19 protein-coding genes are annotated in these 22,656 nt (G+C 70.9%); 9 read left to right on the top strand and 10 right to left on the bottom strand.

Annotated elements, in window-relative coordinates:
• Positions 1-22: 22 nt before the first annotated feature.
• Entirely contained in the window at positions 23-784 is a 762-nt protein-coding gene (locus tag AC07DC_RS10935) for an SIS domain-containing protein (RefSeq protein ID WP_478913904.1), read from the top strand.
• 157 nt (positions 785-941) lie between these two features.
• Here the strand turns inward: AC07DC_RS10935 and AC07DC_RS10930 are convergent, their stop codons facing one another.
• On the bottom strand, positions 942-2,285 hold the full coding sequence (locus AC07DC_RS10930) for a PAS domain-containing protein (RefSeq protein ID WP_478913902.1): 1,344 nt from the start codon (positions 2,283-2,285) through the stop codon (positions 942-944).
• 382 nt (positions 2,286-2,667) lie between these two features.
• Positions 2,668-3,309, bottom strand: coding sequence for a pyridoxamine 5'-phosphate oxidase (pdxH, locus tag AC07DC_RS10925; protein WP_478914116.1), 642 nt, complete (start codon positions 3,307-3,309; stop codon positions 2,668-2,670).
• A 405-nt stretch (positions 3,310-3,714) separates the two neighbouring features.
• Between pdxH and AC07DC_RS10920 the strand changes: the two genes are divergently transcribed.
• Complete coding sequence (locus AC07DC_RS10920) at positions 3,715-4,815, top strand: citrate synthase 2 (RefSeq protein WP_478913900.1); 1,101 nt, start codon at positions 3,715-3,717, stop codon at positions 4,813-4,815.
• A gap of 308 nt (positions 4,816-5,123) precedes the next feature.
• On the opposite strand, the gene AC07DC_RS10915 is transcribed toward AC07DC_RS10920, so the two are convergent.
• On the bottom strand, positions 5,124-8,024 hold the full coding sequence (locus tag AC07DC_RS10915) for an FAD-binding and (Fe-S)-binding domain-containing protein (protein ID WP_478913898.1): 2,901 nt from the start codon (positions 8,022-8,024) through the stop codon (positions 5,124-5,126).
• Between the two features lie 68 nt (positions 8,025-8,092).
• Here AC07DC_RS10915 and serC point away from each other — a divergent pair, with 68 nt between their 5' ends.
• A complete protein-coding gene (gene serC / locus AC07DC_RS10910) occupies positions 8,093-9,211 on the top strand; it encodes a phosphoserine transaminase (protein WP_478913896.1) in 1,119 nt (372 codons plus the stop codon).
• A 160-nt stretch (positions 9,212-9,371) separates the two neighbouring features.
• Here serC and AC07DC_RS10905 read toward each other — a convergent pair whose 3' ends face one another.
• The gene (locus AC07DC_RS10905; protein ID WP_478913894.1) at positions 9,372-10,409 is read right to left on the bottom strand and encodes a hypothetical protein; all 1,038 of its coding nucleotides are present in this window, start codon (positions 10,407-10,409) and stop codon (positions 9,372-9,374) included.
• Between the two features lie 94 nt (positions 10,410-10,503).
• Here AC07DC_RS10905 and AC07DC_RS10900 point away from each other — a divergent pair, with 94 nt between their 5' ends.
• Both AC07DC_RS10900 and AC07DC_RS10895 read left to right on the top strand, forming a co-directional pair.
• A complete protein-coding gene (locus tag AC07DC_RS10900) occupies positions 10,504-11,175 on the top strand; it encodes a GDSL-type esterase/lipase family protein (protein ID WP_478913892.1) in 672 nt (223 codons plus the stop codon).
• Positions 11,176-11,257: 82 nt separating this feature from the next.
• On the top strand, positions 11,258-12,253 hold the full coding sequence (locus tag AC07DC_RS10895; protein ID WP_478913890.1) for an aldo/keto reductase: 996 nt from the start codon (positions 11,258-11,260) through the stop codon (positions 12,251-12,253).
• Between the two features lie 182 nt (positions 12,254-12,435).
• On the opposite strand, the gene thpR is transcribed toward AC07DC_RS10895, so the two are convergent.
• From thpR to AC07DC_RS10880, 3 genes are all read right to left on the bottom strand, one after another.
• Positions 12,436-12,981, bottom strand: coding sequence for an RNA 2',3'-cyclic phosphodiesterase (thpR, locus tag AC07DC_RS10890; RefSeq protein ID WP_478913888.1), 546 nt, complete (start codon positions 12,979-12,981; stop codon positions 12,436-12,438).
• Positions 12,982-12,991: 10 nt separating this feature from the next.
• On the bottom strand, positions 12,992-14,341 hold the full coding sequence (locus tag AC07DC_RS10885; RefSeq protein ID WP_478913886.1) for an MFS transporter: 1,350 nt from the start codon (positions 14,339-14,341) through the stop codon (positions 12,992-12,994).
• Between the two features lie 98 nt (positions 14,342-14,439).
• Positions 14,440-14,880, bottom strand: coding sequence for a MarR family winged helix-turn-helix transcriptional regulator (locus AC07DC_RS10880; RefSeq protein WP_138353501.1), 441 nt, complete (start codon positions 14,878-14,880; stop codon positions 14,440-14,442).
• A 101-nt stretch (positions 14,881-14,981) separates the two neighbouring features.
• Here AC07DC_RS10880 and AC07DC_RS10875 point away from each other — a divergent pair, with 101 nt between their 5' ends.
• A complete protein-coding gene (locus AC07DC_RS10875; protein ID WP_138353500.1) occupies positions 14,982-15,170 on the top strand; it encodes a ribbon-helix-helix protein, CopG family in 189 nt (62 codons plus the stop codon).
• 22 nt (positions 15,171-15,192) lie between these two features.
• Here the strand turns inward: AC07DC_RS10875 and AC07DC_RS10870 are convergent, their stop codons facing one another.
• Positions 15,193-16,647, bottom strand: coding sequence for an NCS2 family permease (locus AC07DC_RS10870; RefSeq protein ID WP_478913884.1), 1,455 nt, complete (start codon positions 16,645-16,647; stop codon positions 15,193-15,195).
• Between the two features lie 131 nt (positions 16,648-16,778).
• Here AC07DC_RS10870 and AC07DC_RS10865 point away from each other — a divergent pair, with 131 nt between their 5' ends.
• A complete protein-coding gene (locus tag AC07DC_RS10865) occupies positions 16,779-17,051 on the top strand; it encodes a DUF2530 domain-containing protein (RefSeq protein ID WP_478913882.1) in 273 nt (90 codons plus the stop codon).
• 143 nt (positions 17,052-17,194) lie between these two features.
• Positions 17,195-19,633, top strand: a complete 2,439-nt coding sequence (locus tag AC07DC_RS10860) for a cation-translocating P-type ATPase (RefSeq protein ID WP_478913880.1) — start codon at positions 17,195-17,197, stop codon at positions 19,631-19,633.
• A gap of 37 nt (positions 19,634-19,670) precedes the next feature.
• Here AC07DC_RS10860 and AC07DC_RS10855 read toward each other — a convergent pair whose 3' ends face one another.
• Both AC07DC_RS10855 and AC07DC_RS10850 read right to left on the bottom strand, forming a co-directional pair.
• Positions 19,671-20,510, bottom strand: coding sequence for an NmrA family NAD(P)-binding protein (locus tag AC07DC_RS10855; RefSeq protein ID WP_478913879.1), 840 nt, complete (start codon positions 20,508-20,510; stop codon positions 19,671-19,673).
• A gap of 100 nt (positions 20,511-20,610) precedes the next feature.
• Entirely contained in the window at positions 20,611-22,041 is a 1,431-nt protein-coding gene (locus AC07DC_RS10850; protein WP_478913877.1) for an MFS transporter, read from the bottom strand.
• Positions 22,042-22,161: 120 nt separating this feature from the next.
• Between AC07DC_RS10850 and AC07DC_RS10845 the strand changes: the two genes are divergently transcribed.
• Positions 22,162-22,626 carry a MarR family winged helix-turn-helix transcriptional regulator gene (locus AC07DC_RS10845; RefSeq protein ID WP_478913875.1) on the top strand — a complete coding sequence of 155 codons (465 nt, stop codon included), beginning with the start codon at positions 22,162-22,164 and terminating at the stop codon, positions 22,624-22,626.
• Positions 22,627-22,656: the final 30 nt, after the last annotated feature.

Below are 22,656 nucleotides of genomic sequence, written 5' to 3'. Positions count from 1 at the left end.
GCGTGGCCGCACGGTGATCCGCATGAGTGAGCCCCGCGACGATCTGGCCGGCGAATACTTCGATGCGGCCATCGCCCTCCTCCGGAGGGTACGGGACGAGGAGTCCGCAGGTATCACAGCGGCCGGGAAGGCCATCGCCGACGCCATCGCCGCCGGCAACCGGATCTTCGCCTTCGGCGCCGGGCACTCCTCGCTCGCCGCCCAGGATGTCGTCTACCGCGCGGGCGGCCTCGCCCTCGTCAACCTGCTCGCGGTGCCCGGCGTCGTCGGTATCGACGTCATGCCCGCGACCCTGGGCAGCGCCCTGGAGCGGGTCGGCGGCCTCGCGGGCGCCGTCCTGGACACGAGCCCCGCCAAGCCCGGCGACGTCCTCGTCGTCATCTCGCTCTCCGGACGCAACGCCCTGCCGGTCGAAATGGCGCAGAACGCCCGCGCGCTCGGCCTCACGGTCATCGGCGTCACCTCCGTGGCGTACGCCAAGGAGACCAAGCCGCGCCACGCGTCCGGCACGTTCCTCAAGGACCACTGCGACATCGTCCTGGACTCGAAGATCGCCGTCGGCGACGCGGAGATCGTCCGCGACGACGTCCCGGCCCCCTTCGCCCCCGCCTCGACCGTGGTGACCAGCGCCCTCATGCAGGCCGTCGTCGCCACCGCGGTCGCGGAGCTCGCCGCCCGCGGCATCACACCGCCGCTGCTGCGCTCGGGGAACGTGGACGGCGGCCATGACTGGAACGGCCGCATCTTCGAGGAGTACGGCTCGCGGATCTTCTTCCGCCACTGAGCAATCCGCGGGTGAACGTGCGCGGGTGAGCGTGCGCCGGTGGACGACGAGCGACGGACGGCGGCCGGCGGACGACACGCGCTACGCGCAAGCCGTCGGACGGGCGGACGGGCCGGCGGGCGGGCGGCAGGAGTTCGGCCGTTCGGGCGGCGCCGCGTCAGCCCAGCTGTTGCGCCAGGTCGAGCGCCGCGGCCACCCGCACCGCCACGTCCTCCGCGTACGCGGCGTCGGAACGGTCGAAGAGACGGCGCCCCGCGCCCCGCAGGAACGTGATCGCGCCCAGAGTGCGTCCGCGGCTCCGCAGGACCGTGGAGAGGCCGTGGACGGTCCCCTCGGGCCAACGGCGGGCCGCCGCCCACTCGTCGATCCTGGCCCGCGAGGCGGGCTCGGCCGCGGCGAGGGCGCCGAAGCTGGCGCGTACGGTGCCGATCCGCTCCACGGCCTGCAGCACGGGGTGCGCCGCCCCGTACGCCACCGGGATCGTGCCGACCGGGACGGGCAGGCACGGACCCGAGGACCCCTCCGGGGTGGAGGCGGCGCGCACCAGCCGGCCGTCGTCGCCGGCGAGGTCGACGAGGGCGTGGTCGGCGAACCCCGCCAGCGCGAAGTCCAGATAGGTGGTCGCCGCCTCCACCGGATCCTCGCACTCGGACGCCGTACGCCCGGCCCGGTGCAGCTGGTTGTGCCGAAAGCGCAGCAACGATCCTTCTTGCTCCGCGAGTTTGGCCTCCGTGACGTCCAGGAACAGCCAGCCGACGCCCAGCGGCACCGGCTCCTCGCCGAGCGGCGACCCGAGGCGGACGAACCCGCTGCGCCAGCACTGCCGCTTGGCGCTCTCGTCGCCGCGCAGGCTCAGCCACAGCTCGGACGGGACCGGCGGGCTGCCCTCCGCGAGCACGTGCTGCAGCGCCGTCTCCAGCTCCTCCAGGCCCTGCTCCAGCAGGTCGCCGAGCGGGCGGCCGAGCAGGGTGTCCCGGCCGGTACGCAGCAGCCGGGCGGCGTGCGCGTTCACGACGGCGGGCCGCAGGTCCGCGTCGATCAGGACGACGCCCCACGAGGCGTCGTCGAAGAGCGCCTCGCTGAGCGCGATGGAGCGTTCCAGGTCGATCTGGGCGTGCACCTCGGAGAACGCGCAGTAGACCCCGGCGGGACGGCCGTCCGGCCCCTGCACGGCTGCGGACTGGGTGCGGACGAGCACCCGGTGGCCGTCCTTGGTCACCAGGGCGAACTCGTGCACCTGGCGGCCGGGGGCCTCCATGGCGCCGAGCAGCCGGGTCTGCACGTCGGGCGCGTCGGCGCTACGGGCCGCCCAGCCCGAGAAGCCGCGACGGCCGACGGCATCGTCCGCCGACCAGCCGAGGATTCGTACTGCTTCGGAGTTCCAGTGGGTGATGACACCGTCGCGGTCGAAGGCACACAGGCCCGCCTCCATACCGTCGAGCAGAGCGGCGAGTAGCTGCTCGTCGCCATCACTGAGCGGCTTCGCATCGAATGGCTGCACGTCGAATCATTCAACCCCGGTGTGACCCAGCCCACACGGCATTTCGATAAATCGGTTGTGCCGTCCGGGACCGGTTCCTAATGTTGCCGTCACACATGAAGGGAGGTGGTTCGCAGCATGATGTGCAGTCGGACACGTGAGGTGACTGCGGGCTAGTCCCGCGCACCAAGCTCGTCGCGCAGACTCCGTGCACGGGGTCGAGGGGCGGGCCAATCCCACGCAGTCACCCGACCCGCGGGCTCGTCGGACTTGTCCGGCCGGTGCCTGGAGGAAACTCCAGGGAGCAGCCCGCGGGTCGTTTGCGTTGCTGTGATGCGCTGGCTCTACGGCCCTCCACGGCTTTCTACAGCCATCCATGGCTTCTACGACTTTCTACGGCTTTCTACGGCGCCAGCCGTACGACGTTCCAGGCGCCCGTTTCGCTGCTCTCCCCGTCGGCGCGCTCGTAGCGCAGCCGGTCGTGCAGCCGGTTCTCGCGCCCCTGCCAGAACTCCACGCTCCGCGCGCGCACCCGGATGCCTCCCCAGTACGGCGGCACCGGGATGTCGCTGCCCTCCGGGTACCGCTCCGCCAGCTCCGCGTAGCGCCGTTCGATCTCCTGGCGGGAGCCCACCACCGAGGACTGGGCGCTGGCCCAGGCGCCCAGCCGCGAGCCGTGCGGGCGGCTGCGGAAGTACGTGGCGGTCTCGTCCGACGAGACGCGTTCCACGGTGCCGGAGACAATGACCTGGCGGGCGATCGGATGCCAGGGGAAGAGCAGCGAGATCTGCGGGTTCTCGACCAGATCGCGGCCCTTGCGGGAGCCGTAGTTCGTGTAGAAGACGAAGCCGCGCGGGTCGAAGCCCTTGAGGAGCACGGTCCGTGAGCTGGGACGGCCCTCGGCGTCGGCGGTCGAGACGATCATCGCGTTCGGCTCGGCGAGGCCCGCGGTCACGGTGTCCGCGAACCAGCGGGTGAACTGCGAGTACGGATCGGTGGCCAGTTCGGCCTCGGTCAGACCCTGGGCGCGGTACTGCTCGCGCATGACGGCGGGATCGGCATGATGCTGCACGCAGACATCTTGCATCCCCCGGGGCGCGTACGTCCCCGGAGTGGGGCACGTGGCCGTCCTGCGGGCGGTCCTGTGGGGTCGGGGCGGGGTCCGGCAGGGGCCCCCTCCACACGTTCCTGCGAGGCGTCCGACGGGGCTTCCTGGCCGGCCGCGCGGAAGAGTGTGCCGTACCTCACGCTTCCCGTCATCTGCCAGAACCGACAGAATTGCGGGTCCGGCAGCTGTGGCCTCTTGACATCAAGAGATACCGTTTCTGACTCCGGCCTCGGGTCTCGGATGGAGCAGGGTGACCATCACCTGAGCGGGGCATTACCGGATTGGCCGGCTAAGCAATCGGCCACTCAAGCACCTGTCGACCACATCACGAGGAGCCGCCTGATGTCCGACTTCGTACCCGGACTCGAAGGAGTAGTCGCGTTCGAGACGGAGATCGCCGAACCTGACAAGGAAGGCGGCTCTCTCCGTTACCGAGGCGTCGACATCGAAGATCTCGTCAGCCATGTCTCATTCGGAAACGTGTGGGGCCTGCTGGTCGACGGCAAGTTCAATCCGGGCCTGCCGCCCGCCGAGCCGTTCCCGATCCCGGTGCACTCCGGCGACATCCGTGTCGACGTCCAGTCGGCGCTCGCCATGCTCGCCCCCGTGTGGGGCCTGAAACCGCTGCTGGACATCGACGTCGACGAGGCCCGTGACGACCTCGCGCGCGCCGCCGTCATGGCGCTCTCCTACGTCGCCCAGTCGGCGCGCGGCCAGGGCCTGGCCATGGTGCCGCAGAAGGAGATCGACAAGGCGCAGACGGTCGTCGAGCGCTTCATGATCCGCTGGCGCGGCGAGCCCGACCCCAAGCACGTGGCCGCCGTCGACGCCTACTGGACGTCCGCCGCGGAACACGGCATGAACGCCTCCACGTTCACCGCCCGCGTCATCGCCTCCACCGGCGCCGATGTGGCCGCGGCCCTGTCCGGCGCCGTCGGCGCCATGTCGGGCCCGCTGCACGGCGGCGCTCCCTCGCGCGTCCTCGGCATGATCGAGGAGATCGAGCGGACCGGCGACGCGAGCGCCTACGTCAAGCGGGCCCTGGACAAGGGCGAGCGCCTGATGGGCTTCGGCCACCGCGTGTACCGCGCCGAGGACCCGCGCGCGCGAGTGCTGCGGCGTACGGCGAAGGAGCTGGGCGCGCCCCGCTTCGAGGTCGCGGAGGCGCTGGAGAAGGCGGCCCTCGCGGAGCTGCACGCGCGGCGCCCCGACCGGGTGCTCGCCACCAACGTGGAGTTCTGGGCGGCGATCGTCCTGGACTTCGCCGAGGTTCCCGCGCACATGTTCACGTCGATGTTCACCTGTGCCAGGACGGCGGGCTGGTCGGCCCACATCCTGGAGCAGAAGCGCACCGGCCGCCTCGTCCGCCCGTCCGCCCGCTACATGGGCCCCGGGCCGCGCGACCCGCGCGACGTCGACGGTTTCGCGGGCATCGGCCACTGAAGCGGATGATTCGCTGAAGCGGTTGATTCGCTGAGGTGCTGAATCGCTGAGGTGCTGAATCGTTGCGCCACTGCGGCGGCTGGTCCTGTGGCCCGCTCCCACCCCCGTACCGGGTGGGAGCGGGCCACAGTTCTTGGCGCCACCGCCGTCCGCGCCACCGCCGTCCGCGCCACCGCCGTCCGCGCCACCGCCGTCCGCGCCACCGCCGTCCGCGCCACCGCCGTCCGCGCCACAGCCGTCTGCGCCACAGCCATCGGCGTCCGCTGCCTCCGGCGGCCCTGCCTCCGGCGGCCCTGCGGGCGCTGGGTTCAGTCCTCGGGCAGCGCCTCCGCCAGGAGTTCGGCGAGGTGCCGGCCCGGCGTGTCGGCCAGCTCCGCGAGCTGGGTGCGACAGGAGAACCCGTCCGCCAGGACGGCGGCCCCCGCGGGCGCCTCCCGGACCGCCGGAAGCAGTTGTTCCTCGGCGCAGGCCACCGACACGTCGTAGTGGCCCCGCTCGAAGCCGAAGTTGCCGGCCAGGCCGCAGCAGCCGCCCGTGAGCGTGCCGGTGAGCCCGGCGCGCTCGCGCAGCCGCCGTTCGGCGGCGTCCCCGAGAACGGCGTGCTGGTGGCAGTGCGTCTGCCCGACGACGGCGCGGTCGAGGCGGGGCGGGGCCCAGTCGGGGGCCAGTTCCTCCAGCGCCTGGGCGAAGGTCTTCACGGAGGCGGCCAGCCGGGCGGCGCGGGGATCGCCGGAGCCGAGCAGTTCCGGCAGGTCGGCGCGGAGCGCCGCCCCGCAGCTGGGTTCGAGGACGACGATCGGCAGCCCGGCGTCGAGCGCGGGCGCGAGTGCGTCGACGGTCCGGCGCATGACCGTACGGGCCCGGTCGAGCTGTCCGGTGGACACCCACGTCAGACCGCAGCAGACGGCCTTCTGCGGCAGGACGACCCGCAGGCCGGCGGCTTCGAGCACCTTCACCGCGGCCTGTCCGACCTGCGGCGAGAGATGGTTCGTGAACGTGTCGGGCCAGAGCACGACGGTCGTGCCGGCCGCATCCGGCGTCGTCGACCCGGCCGGGCGGGCCGCCTGCTCCGGGCGGGCCGCCTGCTCCGGGCGGGCCGCCTGCTCCTGGCGGGCTGCCTGCTCCTGGCGGGCGCGGCGGTTCCACCAGCTGCGGAAGGGCTCGTGGGCCAGCGCGGGGATGTCGCGTTCCGGAGCGATGCCGCCGGCCCGCTTGGCCACGCCGGCCAGCGGCCCGCGGGCCAGGGCGTTCAGGACGCGCGCGTACGGTGCGGCGGCTCGCAGCCAGACCGGGAGCCATCCCATCGAGTAGTGCGAGCGGGGGCGCAGCCGTCCGGCGTAGTGGTGGTGCAGGAATTCGGCCTTGTACGTGGCCATGTCCACCTCGACCGGGCAGTCACTGCGGCAGCCCTTGCAAGAAAGGCACAGGTCGAGCGCGTCGCGGACCTCCTCCGACCGCCAGCCGTCCTCGACGATCTCGCCGGCGAGCATCTCGTGCAGCAGCCGGGCGCGCCCGCGCGTGGAGTGCTTCTCCTCCCCTGTCACGCGGTAGGACGGGCACATCACGCTGTCCCCGCCGGACGAAGTGGTCGTGGACGTACGACATTTGCCGACGCCGACGCAGCGCCGGACGGCCGCGGTGAAATCGCCGCCGTCACCCGGATAGGTGAATTCGACATCGACCGGATGCGAGGCGCGGGGCGGCAGCACGGCGAAGCGGAGGTTGGTATCCATGGGAGCAGGGCGGACGAGCATCCCGGGGTTCATTCCGCCCGCCGGGTCCCAGAGATCCTTGAAAACTCCAAAGAGAGCCACGAGTTCGGGGCCGTACATCTTCGGCAGGAGTTCCGCGCGCGCCTGGCCGTCGCCATGCTCGCCCGACAGCGAGCCACCGTGGGCGACGACCAGGTCGGCGGTCTCCTCGGAGAAGCGCCGGAAGCGGGCGATGCCCGCCGGCGTCAGCAGGTCGAAGTCGATACGGACATGTACGCAGCCGTCGCCGAAGTGTCCGTACGGGGTGCCGCGCAGGCCGTGCTCGCCCAGCAGGGCCCTGAACTCCCGCAGATACCCGCCGAGCCGGGCCGGCGGCACCGCGCAGTCCTCCCAGCCCGGCCATGCCTCGCTGCCGTCGGGCATACGGGTGGCGGTCCCGGCGGCGTCCTCGCGGATCCGCCACAGGGCGCGCTGTGCGGCGGGTTCGGAGACGACGGTGTGGTCCTCGGCGCCGTCGGCGGCGGCCTGGCGGCACAGTTCCGAGGCGCGGGCCCGCGCCTCGGCCACGGTGGCGCCTCCCATCTCCACGAACAGCCAGGCGGCACCGCGCGGCAGTGACTCCCGGGCGGCGCCGCCCACGAGGTCGGCGGCCATCCCCTCGACGGTCAGCGGGTGGAGGGGCAGCAATAGATGCGCGGCGTCGGCGGCCGCGCTCTCGTCCTCGTAGCCGAGCACGGCCAGCGCGCGGGCGCCCGGCGTTTCCACCAGCCGTACGGTCGCCCGGGTCAGCACGCCGAGGGTGCCTTCACTGCCGGTGAAGGCGCGCGCCAGATCCCGGCCGTGCTCGGGGAGCAGCCGGTCCAGGGCGTAGCCGGAGATCCGGCGCGGCAGGTCGGGGAAGCCGGTGCGCAGCACGGACAGCCGCTCGTCGGCGAAGGCGGCGGTCCGGTCGTGGAGCGGTCCCGGCAGGCCGCGGCCGAGCGTGGCCCGCTCCCCGCCGTAGGTCAGCACCTCCAGCTCGCGGACGTTGTCGGCGGTCGTCCCCCAGGCGACCGAGTGCGAGCCGCACGCGTTGTTGCCGATCATGCCGCCGAGCGTGCAGCGGCTGTGGGTGGACGGATCCGGGCCGAAGGTCAACCCGTGTCCGGCGGCCGCCGCCCGCAGATCGTCGAGGACCACACCCGGCTGCACGACCGCAGTGCGCGCCTCGGGGTCGATGTGCTCGATCGCCCGCATGTGGCGGGTGAAGTCCAGCACCACGCCGACACCCGTCGCCTGCCCGGCGATCGAGGTGCCGCCGCCGCGCGGCACCACCGGCACGCCGTACTCCCGGCACACCGCCAGCGCCGCCGCCACGTCGTCGGCGTCGCGCGGCGCCACCACACCCAGCGGGACCCGGCGATAGTTCGACGCGTCCATCGTCATGAGCGCCCGCGCACCCGCGTCGAACGCGACCGTGCCCCGTACCGCCGCCCGCATCGCCCGCTCAAGATCCATGCACCCAACCTTGTCTCACCGGGTGGACCGGTAGCGAGAGCCGCTGCCGGACGGATTACGCTTCGCCCGTGGCTGATATCCAGATTCCCGCTGACATCAAGCCCGCCGACGGCCGTTTCGGCGCGGGCCCCTCCAAGGTGCGGACGGAGGCGGTCGAAGCGCTGGCCGCGACCGGCACGTCCCTGCTCGGCACCTCTCACCGGCAGGCTCCGGTGAAGAACCTGGTGGGCCAGGTCCGCGAAGGTGTCCGGCAGCTGTTCTCCCTGCCCGAGGGCTATGAGGTAGTGCTCGGCAACGGCGGCTCCACCGCGTTCTGGGACATCGCCACCCATGGTCTGATCCGGCAGAAGTCCCAGCACCTGTCGTTCGGCGAGTTCTCCTCCAAGTTCGCGACCGCGGCCAAGCTCGCGCCGTGGCTGGACGACCCGTCGGTCGTCAAGTCCGACCCGGGTACGCACCCGGTGCCGGTCGCCGAGGCCGGTGTGGACGTGTACGCGTTCACGCACAACGAGACCTCGACGGGTGTCGCCGCGCCGATCAAGCGCGTGCAGGGCGCCGACGCCGGTTCACTCGTTCTGGTGGACGCCACCTCCGGTGCGGGCGGCCTGCCGGTCGACATCACCGAGACGGACGTCTACTACTTCGCCCCGCAGAAGTCCTTCGCGGCGGACGGCGGCCTGTGGCTGGCCGCGTTCTCCCCGGCCGCGCTGGAGCGCGCCGCCGAGATCGCCGCGTCCGGCCGGCACATCCCGGCGTTCTTCGACCTGCCGACCGCGATCGACAACTCGTCGAAGAACCAGACGTACAACACGCCGGCGCTCTCCACGCTCTTCCTCCTCGCCAACCAGCTCGACTGGATCAACGGCCAGGGCGGACTGGACTGGGCCGTCGCCCGCACCGCGGACTCCTCGTCGCGGCTGTACGGCTGGGCCGAGAAGTCGTCGTACGCCTCGCCGTTCGTGGCCGACCCCGAGCAGCGCTCGCAGGTCATCGGCACCATCGACTTCGACGACGCGATCGACGCCACGAAGATCTCGAAGGCGCTGCGCGCCAACGGCATCGTGGACACAGAGCCGTACCGCAAGCTGGGCCGCAACCAACTGCGGGTCGCGATGTTCCCGGCGGTCGACCCGGCCGACGTCGAGGCGCTGACGGTCTGCATCGACTACGTCATCGACAAGCTCTGACAGCACGCGACAGCGCCGCGCGGCAGCGGCGCACGCACGAAGTCGAGGGGTCCGGCCGGGTGACGGCCGGACCCCTCGTCGGCCCCTGCGGTCCCCTCGCCGGTCCCGGCAGGACCCTCGTCAGTCGGGGTGGGCCCCCTCGGTCCGGGCGGACTCCGCGTCAGTCGGGGCGGCGGCGGCGCAGTATCCGGCGCAGGCCGGTGGCCCCGATGAAGATGGCGGCGAGCACCGCGAACCCGGCGACGGTCGCACCGTGGCCGGACGAGCCGTCCTTTGCGGCGTCCGCGCCCGCGTCCGGTCCCTTGGCGCCCGGTTGGCCCGTGCCGGCGGATCCGCTGGGGTCCGGGGCCACGTTGTCCGGCAGGTCCTCGCCGTTGAGCGGCGCCCGCCAGACCTCGCTGTCCTTGCCCTCGCTGCCGTACATCAGTGCCCGGCCGTCCGGGGTGAAGGCCACCGACTCGCCCTGCCGCTGCATCGGCACATCGAGGCTGCCGATCTTCGTCGGGGCGTCGCCCGACCACCGCCAGGCGGTCGCCCAGAAATAGCCGCGCAGCACCAACCGGGTGCCGTCGGGCGAGAACGAACCATCGGTCACCCACGGCACCTCGGCGATCCGCCGGAAGACATTGACGCCGTGCGGGCTGAGCTTCTTCGGGCCCGCGTACAGGCCGCCGCCGTCCTCGTTCTTGCTGGCGATGTAGACCCGGCCGGTCTTGGGGTGGACCATCAGCGCCTCCGCGTTCCGCGGGCCGCCCTCGTACTGGACCGTGTAGCGGACGACGTCCACCGTCGTGTTCCCCAGCTTTTTGGGCTCGGCGAACCGGTAGATCCACACATGCGGCCAGGTCCCGCCGAGGTTGTCACCGATGTCGCCGACGTAGATGTCGCCGTCCGGACCGATGGAGATCGCCTCCACGTCGCGGGGGTCGATGCCGCGCATCGTGACCCTGGCGACGGTCTTGCCGGTCGTGGAGTCCACCCCGTAGATGTACGGGCCGTCGGAGCTGTCGTTGTGGGTCCAGTACACGCCCTTGTGGAGGTGGCTGGCGGCCAGCCCGCTCGACTCGGTGATCCTCGGGTCGCTGATGGTGAACGCGACGGCCGGCCCGTCGTCGGCGACGGCCCCCGGCACCGGTCCGAGGACGGCGAACGCCGCGGCGGCGACGGAGGCGGCGAGAGCGATACGGGAACGCGGCATGCCCCCAGCCTGCCATCCCGTCATGTGTCGGGCTTCACGCCGCCGGGCATCGCGGGCGGGGCCGGGTATCCGCGATGATCTCAGCGTGCGTTATATGTTCGTCGGCGATTCCATGACCATCGGCAGCGCGGGCGACTTCACCTGGCGTTACCGCATGTGGCAGCACCTGTGCTCGCTCGGCGAGCCGTTCACGGTGGTCGGCCCGCGCACGGCGCTGCACGAGAAGGAGAGCGGCGAACCCGTCTCGCACGCTTACGCCGATCCGGCCTTCCCGCCGGACGCCCGGCGGCACCTGGCCGGTTGGGGCGAGGGCTGGCTGCACATGGCCCCGTTGATCGGGGACGCGGTGCGCACGCACCGCCCCGACGTCCTGCTGATCTCGCTCGGACTGATAGATCTCGGCTTCTACACGACCGCCGAGCAGACCGCGGAGAACCTGCGGAGCTTCGTCGGCGAAGCACGGGCCGCGAACCCGCGGATCCGGATGGTGCTGCTGCCGGTGATCCCCAACATCCGGGCCGACCTCGACCTCCCCTTCGCCGAGCAGTGCGCGGACCTCAACGTCCGGATGGCCAAGGCCGTCGCCGACCTGGACACCGCCGCCTCGCCGCTGCTGCTCGCCTCCCGTCCGGCCGGCTACAAACTGCCGGCCGACACCTACGACGGCACGCACCCCAGTCCCTCCGGCGAACACCGCCTGGCTGCCGCGTTCGTCGACGCGATGCACCAGGCATGGGGACTCGGCGGACCGTACGTGCGGCAGTAGCCGCGGCGGCCCCGACACGCCCGTCCCAGCGGGCGGCCACCCCCTTGCTTCGAGCGCACTCCAAGAGCTTGGCTTAGGGGTCATGGAGTACACGCAGCTCGGACGCACGGGTCTCAAAGTCAGCCGCCTGGTGCTCGGCACCATGAACTTCGGTCCGCAGACCGATGAGGACGACAGCCACGCGATCATGGACTCCGCGCTCGGCGCGGGCGTCAACTTCTTCGACACCGCCAATGTGTACGGGTGGGGTGAGAACAAGGGGCGCACCGAGGAGATCGTCGGATCCTGGTTCGCCAAGGGAGGCGGGCGCCGCGAGAAGACCGTCCTCGCGACGAAGGTCTACGGCAACATGGCCGCCGAGGGCGACGCCTGGCCGAACTCGGACCGGCTCTCCGCCCTCAACATCCGCCGCGCCGTCGACGCGAGCCTGAAGCGGCTCGGCACGGACTACATCGACCTCTACCAGTTCCACCACATCGACCGGAACACGCCCTGGGACGAGATCTGGCAGGCCATCGACGTCCTCGTCCAGCAGGGGAAGATCCTCTACGCCGGCTCGTCGAACTTCGCCGGCTGGAACATCGCGCAGGCCAACGAGGCTGCCGCCCGTCGGGGCTCGCTGGGCCTGACCAGCGAGCAGTGCCTGTACAACCTGGCCGAGCGGCGTGCGGAGATGGAGGTCATCCCGGCGGCGCAGGCGTACGGCCTCGGGGTCATCCCGTGGTCGCCGCTGCACGGCGGGCTGCTCGGCGGGGCGCTCCGCAAGGAGCGCGAGGGCGGCGGGGCGCGCTCGACGTCCGGTCGCAGCGCGGACGCGCTCAAGAGCGCGGCGCAGCGCGACCAGATCCAGGCGTACGAGGACCTGTGCGACAAGCACGACCTGGCGCCCGGTGATGTCGGTCTGGCGTGGCTGCTGACCCGGCCCGGCGTGACCGGCCCGATCGTCGGCCCGCGCACGCAGGCGCAGCTGGACTCGGCGCTCAACGCGGTCGAGCTGAAGCTGTCGGAGGAGTTCCTGTCCGCACTGGACGAGGTGTTCCCCGGCCCGGGACCGTCCCCGGAAGCCTTCGCCTGGTAGGACCCCGGCCAGGCCGGGTCCCGGTAGGTGTCGGGGCCCGGCAGGCGGGGCCGGACGTCGGCCGACAGCGTCTCAGCGCAGCAGCGCGCCCGCGACCACTACGAGGAGCATCAGGACGAGGGCGGCGGTCACTACGCGGGTTCGGGTCTTGGGGTCCACACGTCGAGGTTAACCGGCCGGGGTCACCGACCCAGCCGCCAGGTCTGCACCGTCTCGTAGCGGGAGCCCGGCGCCGGGTGGCTGCGTACCAGCGCGAGGGTGTCGGCGGTCCAGGGCGTACCCAGGAAACCGTCGAGCGCGGCGGCGTACGGGCCGAGGGCCACGCCGCCGCGGTTGCGGGCCAGCGTGAGGTGCGGGGTGTACGCGTGTTCCTGCGCGGGATCGACGCCGGCCTGCCGGGCGGCGCTCTGGACGGCGTCCGCCAGCTCCGCGAGCCGGTCGGTCTCCCCCGCGGCGCCCGCCCACAGCGCCCGGTCGCCGAACCGGCCGCCGCCGGACAGCCGCAGTTCGCACGGGGCGTGCCGGCCCGCGGCGGCCGCGAGGCCGTCCCGCAGCGCGGGCAGCGACTCCTCGCCGACCTCACCCAGAAAGGCGAGGGTGAAGTGCCATCCGGCCCGTTCGGTCCAGCGCAGGTGCCGGGCTCCGGGGAGCCGGTGGAGCGGGGAGACGGCCCGGCCCAGCTCGTGTGCCACCCGGGCAGGGGGCAGCACCGCGACGAACAGTCTCATGCTGATGGCCTCACGCGGCCGTCACCAGTGGGGCGTCAACGCCCTCACGGGGCACGAACTCGATCAGCCGGTGGTCTTTTCCCCGGTGCAGGTCCACCTTGAGCCGCAGCCCGCCGACCCGGGCCAGCACCAGACCGACACCGACCGCCGCGAGGGCCGCGACGAGGCCGCCGGAGAGGAACCCGACGCGGGCCCCGTAGGTGTCCGTCACCCAGCCGACGACCGGGCCGCCGATGGGCGTGCCACCGACGAAGACCATCATGTACAGGCTCATGACGCGGCCCCGCATGGCGGGATCGGAAGCGAGCTGCACCGAGGCGTTGGCCGAGGTGTTGAACGTCATGCCGAAGACGCCGATCGGCAGCAGCAGGAAGGCGAACATCCAGAAGGACGGAGCCAGCGCGGCCAGCACCTCCAGCATGCCGAAGGCGAAGGCGGCGGCCACCAGCAGCCGCAGCCGGGTGCGTCCGCGCCGGGCCGCGAGCAGCGCGCCGCCGAGCGAGCCCAGCGCGATCACGGTGTTCAGCAGCCCGTAGGTGCTCGCGCCGCTGTGGTAGACGTGGTTGACGAAGCCGGTGAGGATGATCGGGAAGTTGAAGCCGAAGGTCCCGATGAAGCCGACCAGCACGATCGGCCAGATCAGTTCCGGGCGGCCGGCGACGTAATGCAGGCCCTCCCGCAGCTGGCCCTTGCCGCGCGGCACGCGGTCGACCTTGTGCAGCTCGGCGGTGCGCATCATCAGCAGGCCGACGAGCGGGGCGAGGAACGACAACCCGTTGAGCAGGAACGCCCAACCACTGCCGACCGCGGTGATCAGGACACCGGCGACGGCGGGGCCGATCAGCCGGGCGGCCTGGAAGTTCGCGGAGTTCAGCGAGACCGCGTTGCGTATCTCGGCGGGGCCGACCATCTCGACCACGAAGGTCTGCCGGGCCGGGTTGTCGACGACGGTCACCAGACCGAGGACGAAGGCGATGACGTACACATGCCAGACCTGGACGTGCCCGCTGAGCGTCAGTGCGGCGAGCAGCAGCCCGAGCGCGCCGAGCGCGGTCTGGGTGCACAGCAGGATCTGCCGCTTGGGGTAACGGTCGGCGATCACACCGCCGAACAGGCCGAAGAGCAGCATCGGCAGGAACTGCAGCGCGGTGGTGACACCCACCGCGAAAGAAGAACCGGTGATGCTGAGCACCAACCAGTCCTGGGCGATCCGCGACATCCATGTGCCGGTGTTGGACACCACGGCGCCGGTCGCGAAGAGCCGGTAGTTACGAACCTTGAGCGAGCTGAAGGTGCCGCGCTTCGTGGTCGTATCGGGTTCTTGTCCGGGTGCGGTGTCTGAGCCGGCTGCCGAACTCAATCTAGGTTCGCCTCCCCTGAGTGTTGCGTTTCACTGAATGCGTTTCACTATCGGTATTCCATGTTCGCCCCCACCGGACGTCGGCCGGTCGGGTGTCACTACAACTGTGCGAGCTTCTCCAGGACCGGCGCCGCGGCGCGCAGCACCGCACGCTCGTCGTCGCTGAGCCCCTCCGTGAGCTGCGCCAGCCACACATTGCGCTTGCGGCGACTCTCTTCGAGCATCGCCTCGGCCTGCTCCGTCTGGCTGACGACGACCTGGCGGCGGTCGTCGGGGTGCGGGTCCCGGCGGACGAGGTCCTTGGCCTCCAGCATCGCGACGATGCGCGTCATGGAGGGCGGCTGGACGTGCTCCTTGCGGGCCAGCTCCCCGGGTGTGGCGGAGCCGCAGCGGGCGAGGGTGCCCAGCACGGACATCTCGGTCGGGCTGAGCGACTCGTCCACCCGCTGGTGGCGCAGTCGCCGCGACAGTCGCATCACTGCGGAGCGCAGAGAGTTCACTGCGGCGCGGTCGTCCTCGGACAGTTCGGTCACATTCATTAGCGTAGCTCATTACCTAGGCTAAGTAAAACTCACCCATATGAGTGAGTTAGCGCCCGAAAGCGACCCGGGGAACCACCCCTGCCGGGGACCGTTGGCATATGGCATCGAGAGTGCTCAGCCTGCGTATAGACGCCGACCTGCTGGATCGGCTCCGTGACCACGCCGCCAAATGCGGAACGAGCGTCCAGGACTACGTGGTCCGGACGCTCGTTCGCGACGACTTCGACGAGCGGTTCAAGACCGCCGTCGACGAGACGGAACGGTTCTACGCCGCTCCACCGGGCTGACAGCCCGGGAAGGACACCCCGGTCAGGTGAGGCCCAGGGCCGGCATCATGTAGTAGAAGCCGAAGACCGCCGCGACCACGTAGAGCGCCACCGGCACCTCGCGGCCGCGCCCCGCGGCCAGCCGCAGCAGGCAGAAGCTGACGAAGCCGATGCCGATGCCGTTGGTGATGGAGTACGTGAACGGCATCATCACCATCGTCAGGAACGCCGGGACGGCGATCGTGAAATCGCCCCAGTCGATGTCCCGGACGCTGTTCGCCAGGATCAGGAAGCCGACCGCGATCAGCGCAGGGGTGGCGGCCTGGGCCGGGACCATCGTGGCGAGCGGTGTGAAGAACAGCGCGAGCACGAACATCAGCCCGGTGACGATGCTGGCAAGACCGGTCCTGGCGCCCTCGCCGACACCGGCCGTGGACTCCACGAAGCAGGTGTTGGCGGAGCTGGAGGTGGCGCCGCCGACGGCGGTGGCGATGCCGTCGATCATGAGCACCTTGTTCATGCCGGGCAGATCGCCCTTCTCGTCCAGCAGATGCGCCTCGTCCGTGACGCCGAGGATCGTGCCCATCGCGTCGAAGAAGCAGGACAGCAGCAGGGTGAAGACGAACAGCACCCCGGTCAGGACGCCGACCTTGCCGAAGCCGCCGAAAAGGCTGACGTGGCCGATGAGGCCGAAGTCCGGGCTGGCCACCGGATTGCCGGGCCACTTGGGGACGGTCAGCCCCCAGGCCATGCCGGGGATGTCCGCGACCGCGTCGATGACCAGAGCCAGCACCGTCATCGCGACGATGCTGATCAGGATCGCGCCCGACACCCTGCGGATGATCAGGGCCAGCGTGAGCAGCACGCCCACGATGAAGACCAGCACCGGCCAGCCGTGGAGGTGACCGTCCGAACCCAGTTGCAGCGGGACGGTGGTGTGGGCGGCGTCCGGGATGCGGGTGACGAAGCCCGAGTCGACGAGGCCGATCAGCATGATGAACAGGCCGATGCCGATCGCGATGCCCTTGCGCAGCCCCAGCGGCACCGCGCTCATCACGCGCTCGCGCAGCCCGGTGGCGACCAGCAGCATGATCGCGAAACCGGCCAGGACGACCATGCCCATCGCGTCGGGCCAGCTCATCCTGGGTGCGAGCTGCAGGGCGACGACGGTGTTCACGCCGAGGCCGGCGGCGAGCGCGATCGGCACATTGCCGACGACGCCCATCAGCAGGGTGGTGAGGGCGGCGGTCAGCACGGTGGCGGTGACCAGCTGGCCGCCGTCCAGGTGGTGGCCGTACTTGTCCACTCCGGAACTGAGGATGATCGGGTTCAGCACGATGATGTAGGCCATCGCGAAGAAGGTGGCGAGCCCACCGCGGACCTCGCGGGCGACCGTCGATCCCCGCTCGGAGATCCTGAAGAAACGGTCCACCCCGTTCTTGGGTGGTACGGGTGACGGGTTCTTGGCGTCGACCGAAGCGGTGGCCGAGGGGGACATGTGGGTCCTCAAATTTGTGCGTTCGTACGACTGAAACCAGTCACCGGGGGAACTGTTTCAGTATGAACAAACGAATGATCGAGCGCTATCTCCGCGCGTAGACCCTTGTGGCGACCGCGTAATCTGGCTGGATGAGCAAGTGGAAAGCCACGCACGAGACGCCCGAGCCGCTGGAAGCGAACGACATCGCGACCGTCATGGTCGGCACGATCGTCTGGTTCGTGCTCTTCCTCGGCCAGCTCCCCTTCTACAGCTGGTACGCCGACCACGGCCACGCCTGGTGGATCTGGAGCTGCCTCGGCGGCACCCTGCTCGGCCTCTTCGGCCTCTGGTACGTCCGGGGGCGCAATGCGGCCCTGCAGCGGGAAGCCCTGCAGAAGGAAGCCCGGCAGGACGGCCGGTAGAACAGCCGGTAGAACAGCCGGTAGGTCGGCCGGTAGGTCGGCCGGTAGGTCGGCCGAACCTCACCTCGTAGACCGCCCGATCGGTCACCCGGAACGCTCCGTCCGGCGGGTGAACCGGGCGCGGCACACGTAGCGTCGGTGCCATGACGGATCGCACGGACACCCAGGTCGTCGCCCGGAACGCCGGACTGACCAGCAGTGAGGTCGCCGAGCGGGTCGCCCGGGGCGAGGTGAACGACGTACCGGTCCGGTCCTCGCGCTCCACCAGCGAGATCGTCAAGGCCAACGTCTTCACCCGGTTCAACGCCATCATCGGCGTGTTGTTCCTGGTCATCCTTGTGGTCGGCCCGATCCAGGACGGCCTCTTCGGATTCGTCATCGTCGCCAACACGGCGATCGGCATCATCCAGGAGATGCGCGCCAAGCGGACCCTCGACAGCCTCGCCGTCATCGGAGAGGCCAGACCCACCGTGCGCCGCGACGGCGCCGCCGTTGAGATCCACACCTCGGCGATCGTGCTCGGCGACCTCATCGAGCTGGGCCCCGGCGACAAGGCCGTCGTCGACGGCGCGGTCGTCGAGGCCGAAGGGCTGGAGATCGACGAATCGCTGCTCACCGGTGAGGCCGACCCGGTGCTGAAGAAGACCGGCGACCCCGTCATGTCCGGCAGCTTCGTCGTCGCGGGCGGCGGCGCCTTCACCGCCACCAAGGTCGGCCGCGGGGCCTACGCCGCGCAACTCGCCGAGGAGGCGTCCCGCTTCACCCTCGTCAACTCCGAACTGCGCAACGGCATCAGCCAGATCCTCAAGTACGTCACGTGGATGATGGTCCCGACCGCGATCGGCCTGATCATCAGCCAGCTCGTGCTCCAGGACCACGACTGGCGCGAGGCGGTGCGCCGTACGGTCGCCGGAATCGTCCCCATGGTCCCCGAGGGACTGGTGCTGCTCACCTCCGTCGCCTTCGCGATCGGTGTCATCCGGCTCGGCCGCAAGCAGTGTCTGGTGCAGGAACTCCCCGCCATCGAGGGCCTGGCGCGCGTCGATGTCGTCTGCCTCGACAAGACCGGCACCCTCACCGAGGGCGGGATGGACGTCAGCGGGCTGCGGATGCTCGACGGCGCCACCGAGCCCTACGTCCAGCAGGTGCTCGGCGCGCTCGGCGCCTCCGACCCGCGGCCCAACGCCAGCCTCCAGGCGATCGTCGCCGCCTACCCGGCCGCCATCGGCAGCAAAGGCGCCCGCAATGGCGCCGGCAACGGCAGCAGTGACAACGGTGAGGTCGGGGGCGACGGTTGGCGCTGCACCGAATCGCTGCCCTTCTCCTCCGCGCGCAAGTACAGCGGCGCCGCCTTCAACGAGCCCGACGGCGACAGCAGCACCTGGCTGCTCGGCGCACCCGACGTCCTGCTGCCCGCCGGCCACACCGCCCTCGCCGACATCGACGAACTCAACAACCAGGGTCTGCGGGTGCTGCTGCTCGCGCGCACCGGCCGCGAGCTCGACGATCCGTCCGTCGCGGCCGATGTCGTCCCGCAGGCGCTGGTCGTCCTCGAACAGCGGCTGCGCCCCGACGCCGGCGACACCCTGCGGTACTTCGCGGAACAGGGCGTCCACGCCAAGGTCATCTCCGGCGACAACGCGGTCTCGGTCGGCGCGGTCGCCGGAAAGCTCGGGCTGCCGGGCGCGGAGCACCCCGTCGACGCCCGGCAACTGCCCACCGACCGGGACGCGATGGCGGAGGTCCTGGAGAACGGCGCGGTCTTCGGCCGGGTCACCCCGCAGCAGAAGCGCGACATGGTCGCCGCACTCCAGTCCCGGGGCCACAACGTCGCGATGACCGGCGACGGCGTCAATGACGTACTCGCCCTGAAGGACGCCGACATCGGCGTCTCCATGGGCTCCGGCTCCGAGGCGACCCGGGCCGTCGCGCAGATCGTGCTGCTCAACAACAGCTTCGCCACGCTGCCCTCGGTGGTCGCCGAGGGCCGCCGCGTCATCGGGAACATCACCCGGGTGGCGACGCTCTTCCTCACCAAGACCGTCTACTCGGTGCTGCTCGCGCTGCTGGTCGTCTTCTGGCAGGTGCCGTATCCGTTCCTGCCCCGCCATCTGACGCTGCTGTCCACCCTGACCATCGGCGTCCCGGCCTTCTTCCTCGCGCTCGCCCCCAACAAGGAGCGGGCCAAGCCGCACTTCGTACGGCGGGTCATGCGGTACTCGGCGCCCGCGGGCGTCATCTGCGCGGTGGCGACGTTCGGCGAGTACCTGCTGGCCCGCCACCACTACAGCGGCGACGGGGCGCTGGACGCCGAGACCAGCAACGCGACCCTCACCCTGTTCCTGATCTCCGTCTGGGTGCTGGCGATCGTGGCCCGCCCCTACACGCTGTGGCGGGTCTGCCTGGTGCTGGCGATGGGGGCGGGCTTCCTGATCGTGCTGGTCACGCCGTGGCTGCAGAAGTTCTTCGCGCTCAAACTGGTGGGCACGGAGGGTCCGTGGGTGGCGGTGGGGGTCGCCATCGCGGCCGGGCTCGTTCTGGAACTGGTCTGGCGAACGCTCCGGGTCCACGACAGCGACTGACGACCCACCGGGACCCCGACCCACCGGGCGGCCGCGGTTACTTCACGAACTCGGCGGCGTTCTCGGCGGCCCACACCGCGAAGGTGCGGGCCGGGTGCCCGGTCAGCTCCTCGACATCGCGGGTGAGGTCGACGGGCTTGCCGTCGTTGGACCGCCAGTAGGCGAGCAGGCTGTCGGCGTAGGCGGCGGGCACGTACTCCGCCATCTCCGCCTTCCAGGCGTCGGGAGTGACGGCGTTGAACGCGAGGGGCTTGCCGGTGGCGCGGGCGAGCACGTCGATCTGCTCGGCGAAGGTGATGGATGCGCTGCCGGTCAGGGTGTGGGCGCCACCGCGCAGCGCGGGGTCCTTCAGGACGGCGACCGCGGCCTCGGCGATGTCCGACTCGTGGATGGCGTCATTGTGCGCGCCGGGGTACGGCAGGCTGATCCGACCGGTGGTCTTCAACGGCCAGGACCAGTAGAGGGTGTTGCTCGCGAAGGCACCGGGCCGCAGGAACGTGCACGGGAGGGCGGAGGACGTGAGCGCCTCCTCGACCTCCAGGTGCTGGCGGGCGATGGCGTCGTTCTTCGCGTCGGGGCCGAGCACGGAGGACGAGGAGAGCAGCACCACGTGCTGCACCCCGGCATCGATGGCGGCCTTGATGAACTCCTCGATGTGCGAGGAGTTGGCGTACAGGAAGACGTATTCGGCGCCGGCCAGGGCGCCGGGGAACGTATGTGGTTCCGCGAGGTTCAGCTTGACGCCGGATACGCCGTCGGGCAGGGCGAGTTCACCGGGTTCGTTCGAGGCGGCCCGCACTGTGTGGCCCTGTTCGTGCAGGAGGCCGATGAGTGTCGTGCCGACGCGTCCGCGGCTGCCGGTGACGAGGATGGTCATGTCGGTGGTCCTTCCGGGTCGGGGCGCCCCGCTGCGGGCACCCTCAAAGGGGTCGAGCTCGATCATGCTCGGTCGCGCATAAGGATTCTGTGACGTGGTGTCAGTGGTGGTCGTCGGGCTGGGCGTTGCGCGGCATGAGCCACACGAGGCCGGTGCTGAGGAGCGCGACGCAGGCGACGACGATCAGGCTGTAGGTCATGGCGTGGGCCTCGTCGTCGGAGGCGAGGGTCTTGAAGTAGACCGTGGTGACGACGGCGGCGCCGATGGCGTTGGCGAGCTGCTGGACGGCGCTGAGGGAGCCGCTGGCGCTGCCGGCTTCCCTGGGGTCGATGTCACCGATGGTGACGTCGTAGATGGTGCCGAAGCAGGTGCCCATGCCGAGACCGATGATCAGGACCGGGGTGAGGAGCGCCCAGGCGCCGAGGTCGGTGCCGTGGGCGTGGACGAGGGCGAGCAGCCAGCCGGTACCGATCAGGGTGATCAGCAGGCCGATGAGGACGAGGTTGCGTCCGAGCTTGCCGACGAGCTGGTAGCAGGCGATGGAGGCGACGACGATGCCGGCGGCGACGGGGGCGAGGCCGAGCGCGGCGCGCATCGGGGTGTAGCCCAGACCGCTCTGCAGGAAGAGCGAGAGGACGAACAGCAGTCCGGCGTTGGCGGCGAAGAAGACGATGCCGAGGATGAGGCCGGAGGTGAAGCCGCGGTTCTTGAGCAGCGACGGCTGGATGAGCGGGCTGGTGGCGGTGCGCTGGCGGTGGCAGAACAGGCCGAAGAAGACGAGGCCGGCGGCGAGGGAGGCGAACGGGACGGCGGTCCAGCCGTTGGAGGAGCCCTCGATCAGGCCGTACAGCAGCCCGAGCATGGTGCCGGCGAGCAGGCCGGAGCCGATGCCGTCGACGGAGGTGGTGGCGTCGCCGGTGTCCTTCGGCAGCAGGCGGACGGCGGCGGCGATCGCGATGCCGCCGAGGACGATGTTGATGAGGAACATGGAGCGCCAGCCGGCGCCGAAGAGGTCGGCGTCGATGAGGAAGCCGGCGAGGATCGGGCCGCCGACGGCGGAGATGCCGAGCGTCGGAGCGAAGAAGCTGAACGCCTTGCCGATCTGGTCACGCGGGAAGACGGCACCGAGGATGCCGAAGCCCTGCGGGATCAGCAGGGCGCCGAAGGCACCCTGGACGAGGCGGGCGACGATGATCGAGGCGGGGCTGAAGGACAGTCCGCAGGCGACGGAGGCGACGGTGAAGCCGGTGAGGCCGACGAGGAAGACGCGGCGGCGGCCGTACTTGTCGCCGAGGCGTCCGCCGACGACGAGGAGGACACCGAGCGCGAGGGCGTAGGCGGCGCCGAGCCACTGGACGAGGGCGGCGCCACCGTTCAGGTCCTTGCTGATGGTGGGTGCGGCGATGTTGGTGATCGTCGCGTCCAGGAGGTCGAGGACGTCGGCGATGAGGATGACGGCGAGGACGGCCCACCGCCGGTTCGGGGAGGCGGCCTCGGCGGCCGTGGCTGGGGGAAGTGTGAGTGTGGACATGAGACCTGGTCTTTCGGAGAGAAGGGCGCGGTCTCGGCCGCGTAGGATGCAACCGTGGCGACTAGCTTGCGTCGCACACATATTGCGTCACGCACATAAATCTGGAGCAAGAAGGACCCGATGTCAAGCCGAAAAGAACTGCTCGCCCGGATCGCCGACGAGAGCCAGCGCCACTACGCCGCCTGGACGGTCTTCAACCAGGCCATGGCCGACCACCTCGGCCTGCACCCCACCGACCTTCAGTGCCTGGGCCTGCTCGGCATGGAGCCGGCACCGCTCAGCACCGGACGGATCGCCAAACTGACCGGCCTCACGGCCGGCTCCGCGACCCGGCTCGTCGACCGCCTGGAGAAGGCCGGACTCGTCGTCAGGACCGCCGACCCCGGCGACCGCAGGCGCGCGCTGGTCGCCCTCGCGCCGGAGGCGCTCACGAGGGTCGAGGAGGCCTGGGACGAGCCCGGCGATGCCTTCATCGCGGTCCTCGACAGTTACAGCGACCACGACCTCGACGTCATCGCCGATTTCCTGGCCCGCGCCACCGAAGTGGGCCGCAGCCAGGCAGCCAGACTCAGCTCAGGCCCCTGAACCCCGGGGCCCGGCCCAGCACTTGGCCGG

It is taken from the genome of Streptomyces sp. NPDC045021, assembly GCF_056432645.1.
This window is presented reverse-complemented; position numbering and strand designations above follow the sequence as displayed.

Excerpts from the sequence above, each read along its gene's own strand:
- pdxH (WP_478914116.1), bottom strand. The coding sequence starts at position 3,309 with ATGCGCGAGCAGTACCGCGCCCAGGGTCTGACCGAGGCCGAACTGGCC.
- AC07DC_RS10865 (WP_478913882.1), top strand. The coding sequence starts at position 16,779 with ATGAGCAAGTGGAAAGCCACGCACGAGACGCCCGAGCCGCTGGAAGCG.
- AC07DC_RS10845 (WP_478913875.1), top strand. The coding sequence starts at position 22,162 with ATGTCAAGCCGAAAAGAACTGCTCGCCCGGATCGCCGACGAGAGCCAG.
- thpR (WP_478913888.1), bottom strand. The coding sequence starts at position 12,981 with ATGAGACTGTTCGTCGCGGTGCTGCCCCCTGCCCGGGTGGCACACGAG.
- AC07DC_RS10855 (WP_478913879.1), bottom strand. The coding sequence starts at position 20,510 with ATGACCATCCTCGTCACCGGCAGCCGCGGACGCGTCGGCACGACACTC.
- AC07DC_RS10920 (WP_478913900.1), top strand. The coding sequence starts at position 3,715 with ATGTCCGACTTCGTACCCGGACTCGAAGGAGTAGTCGCGTTCGAGACG.
- AC07DC_RS10880 (WP_138353501.1), bottom strand. The coding sequence starts at position 14,880 with ATGAATGTGACCGAACTGTCCGAGGACGACCGCGCCGCAGTGAACTCT.
- AC07DC_RS10860 (WP_478913880.1), top strand. The coding sequence starts at position 17,195 with ATGACGGATCGCACGGACACCCAGGTCGTCGCCCGGAACGCCGGACTG.
- AC07DC_RS10875 (WP_138353500.1), top strand. The coding sequence starts at position 14,982 with ATGGCATCGAGAGTGCTCAGCCTGCGTATAGACGCCGACCTGCTGGAT.
- AC07DC_RS10935 (WP_478913904.1), top strand. The coding sequence starts at position 23 with ATGAGTGAGCCCCGCGACGATCTGGCCGGCGAATACTTCGATGCGGCC.
- AC07DC_RS10905 (WP_478913894.1), bottom strand. The coding sequence starts at position 10,409 with ATGCCGCGTTCCCGTATCGCTCTCGCCGCCTCCGTCGCCGCCGCGGCG.
- AC07DC_RS10895 (WP_478913890.1), top strand. The coding sequence starts at position 11,258 with ATGGAGTACACGCAGCTCGGACGCACGGGTCTCAAAGTCAGCCGCCTG.
- AC07DC_RS10870 (WP_478913884.1), bottom strand. The coding sequence starts at position 16,647 with ATGTCCCCCTCGGCCACCGCTTCGGTCGACGCCAAGAACCCGTCACCC.
- AC07DC_RS10915 (WP_478913898.1), bottom strand. The coding sequence starts at position 8,024 with ATGGATCTTGAGCGGGCGATGCGGGCGGCGGTACGGGGCACGGTCGCG.
- AC07DC_RS10900 (WP_478913892.1), top strand. The coding sequence starts at position 10,504 with ATGTTCGTCGGCGATTCCATGACCATCGGCAGCGCGGGCGACTTCACC.
- AC07DC_RS10850 (WP_478913877.1), bottom strand. The coding sequence starts at position 22,041 with ATGTCCACACTCACACTTCCCCCAGCCACGGCCGCCGAGGCCGCCTCC.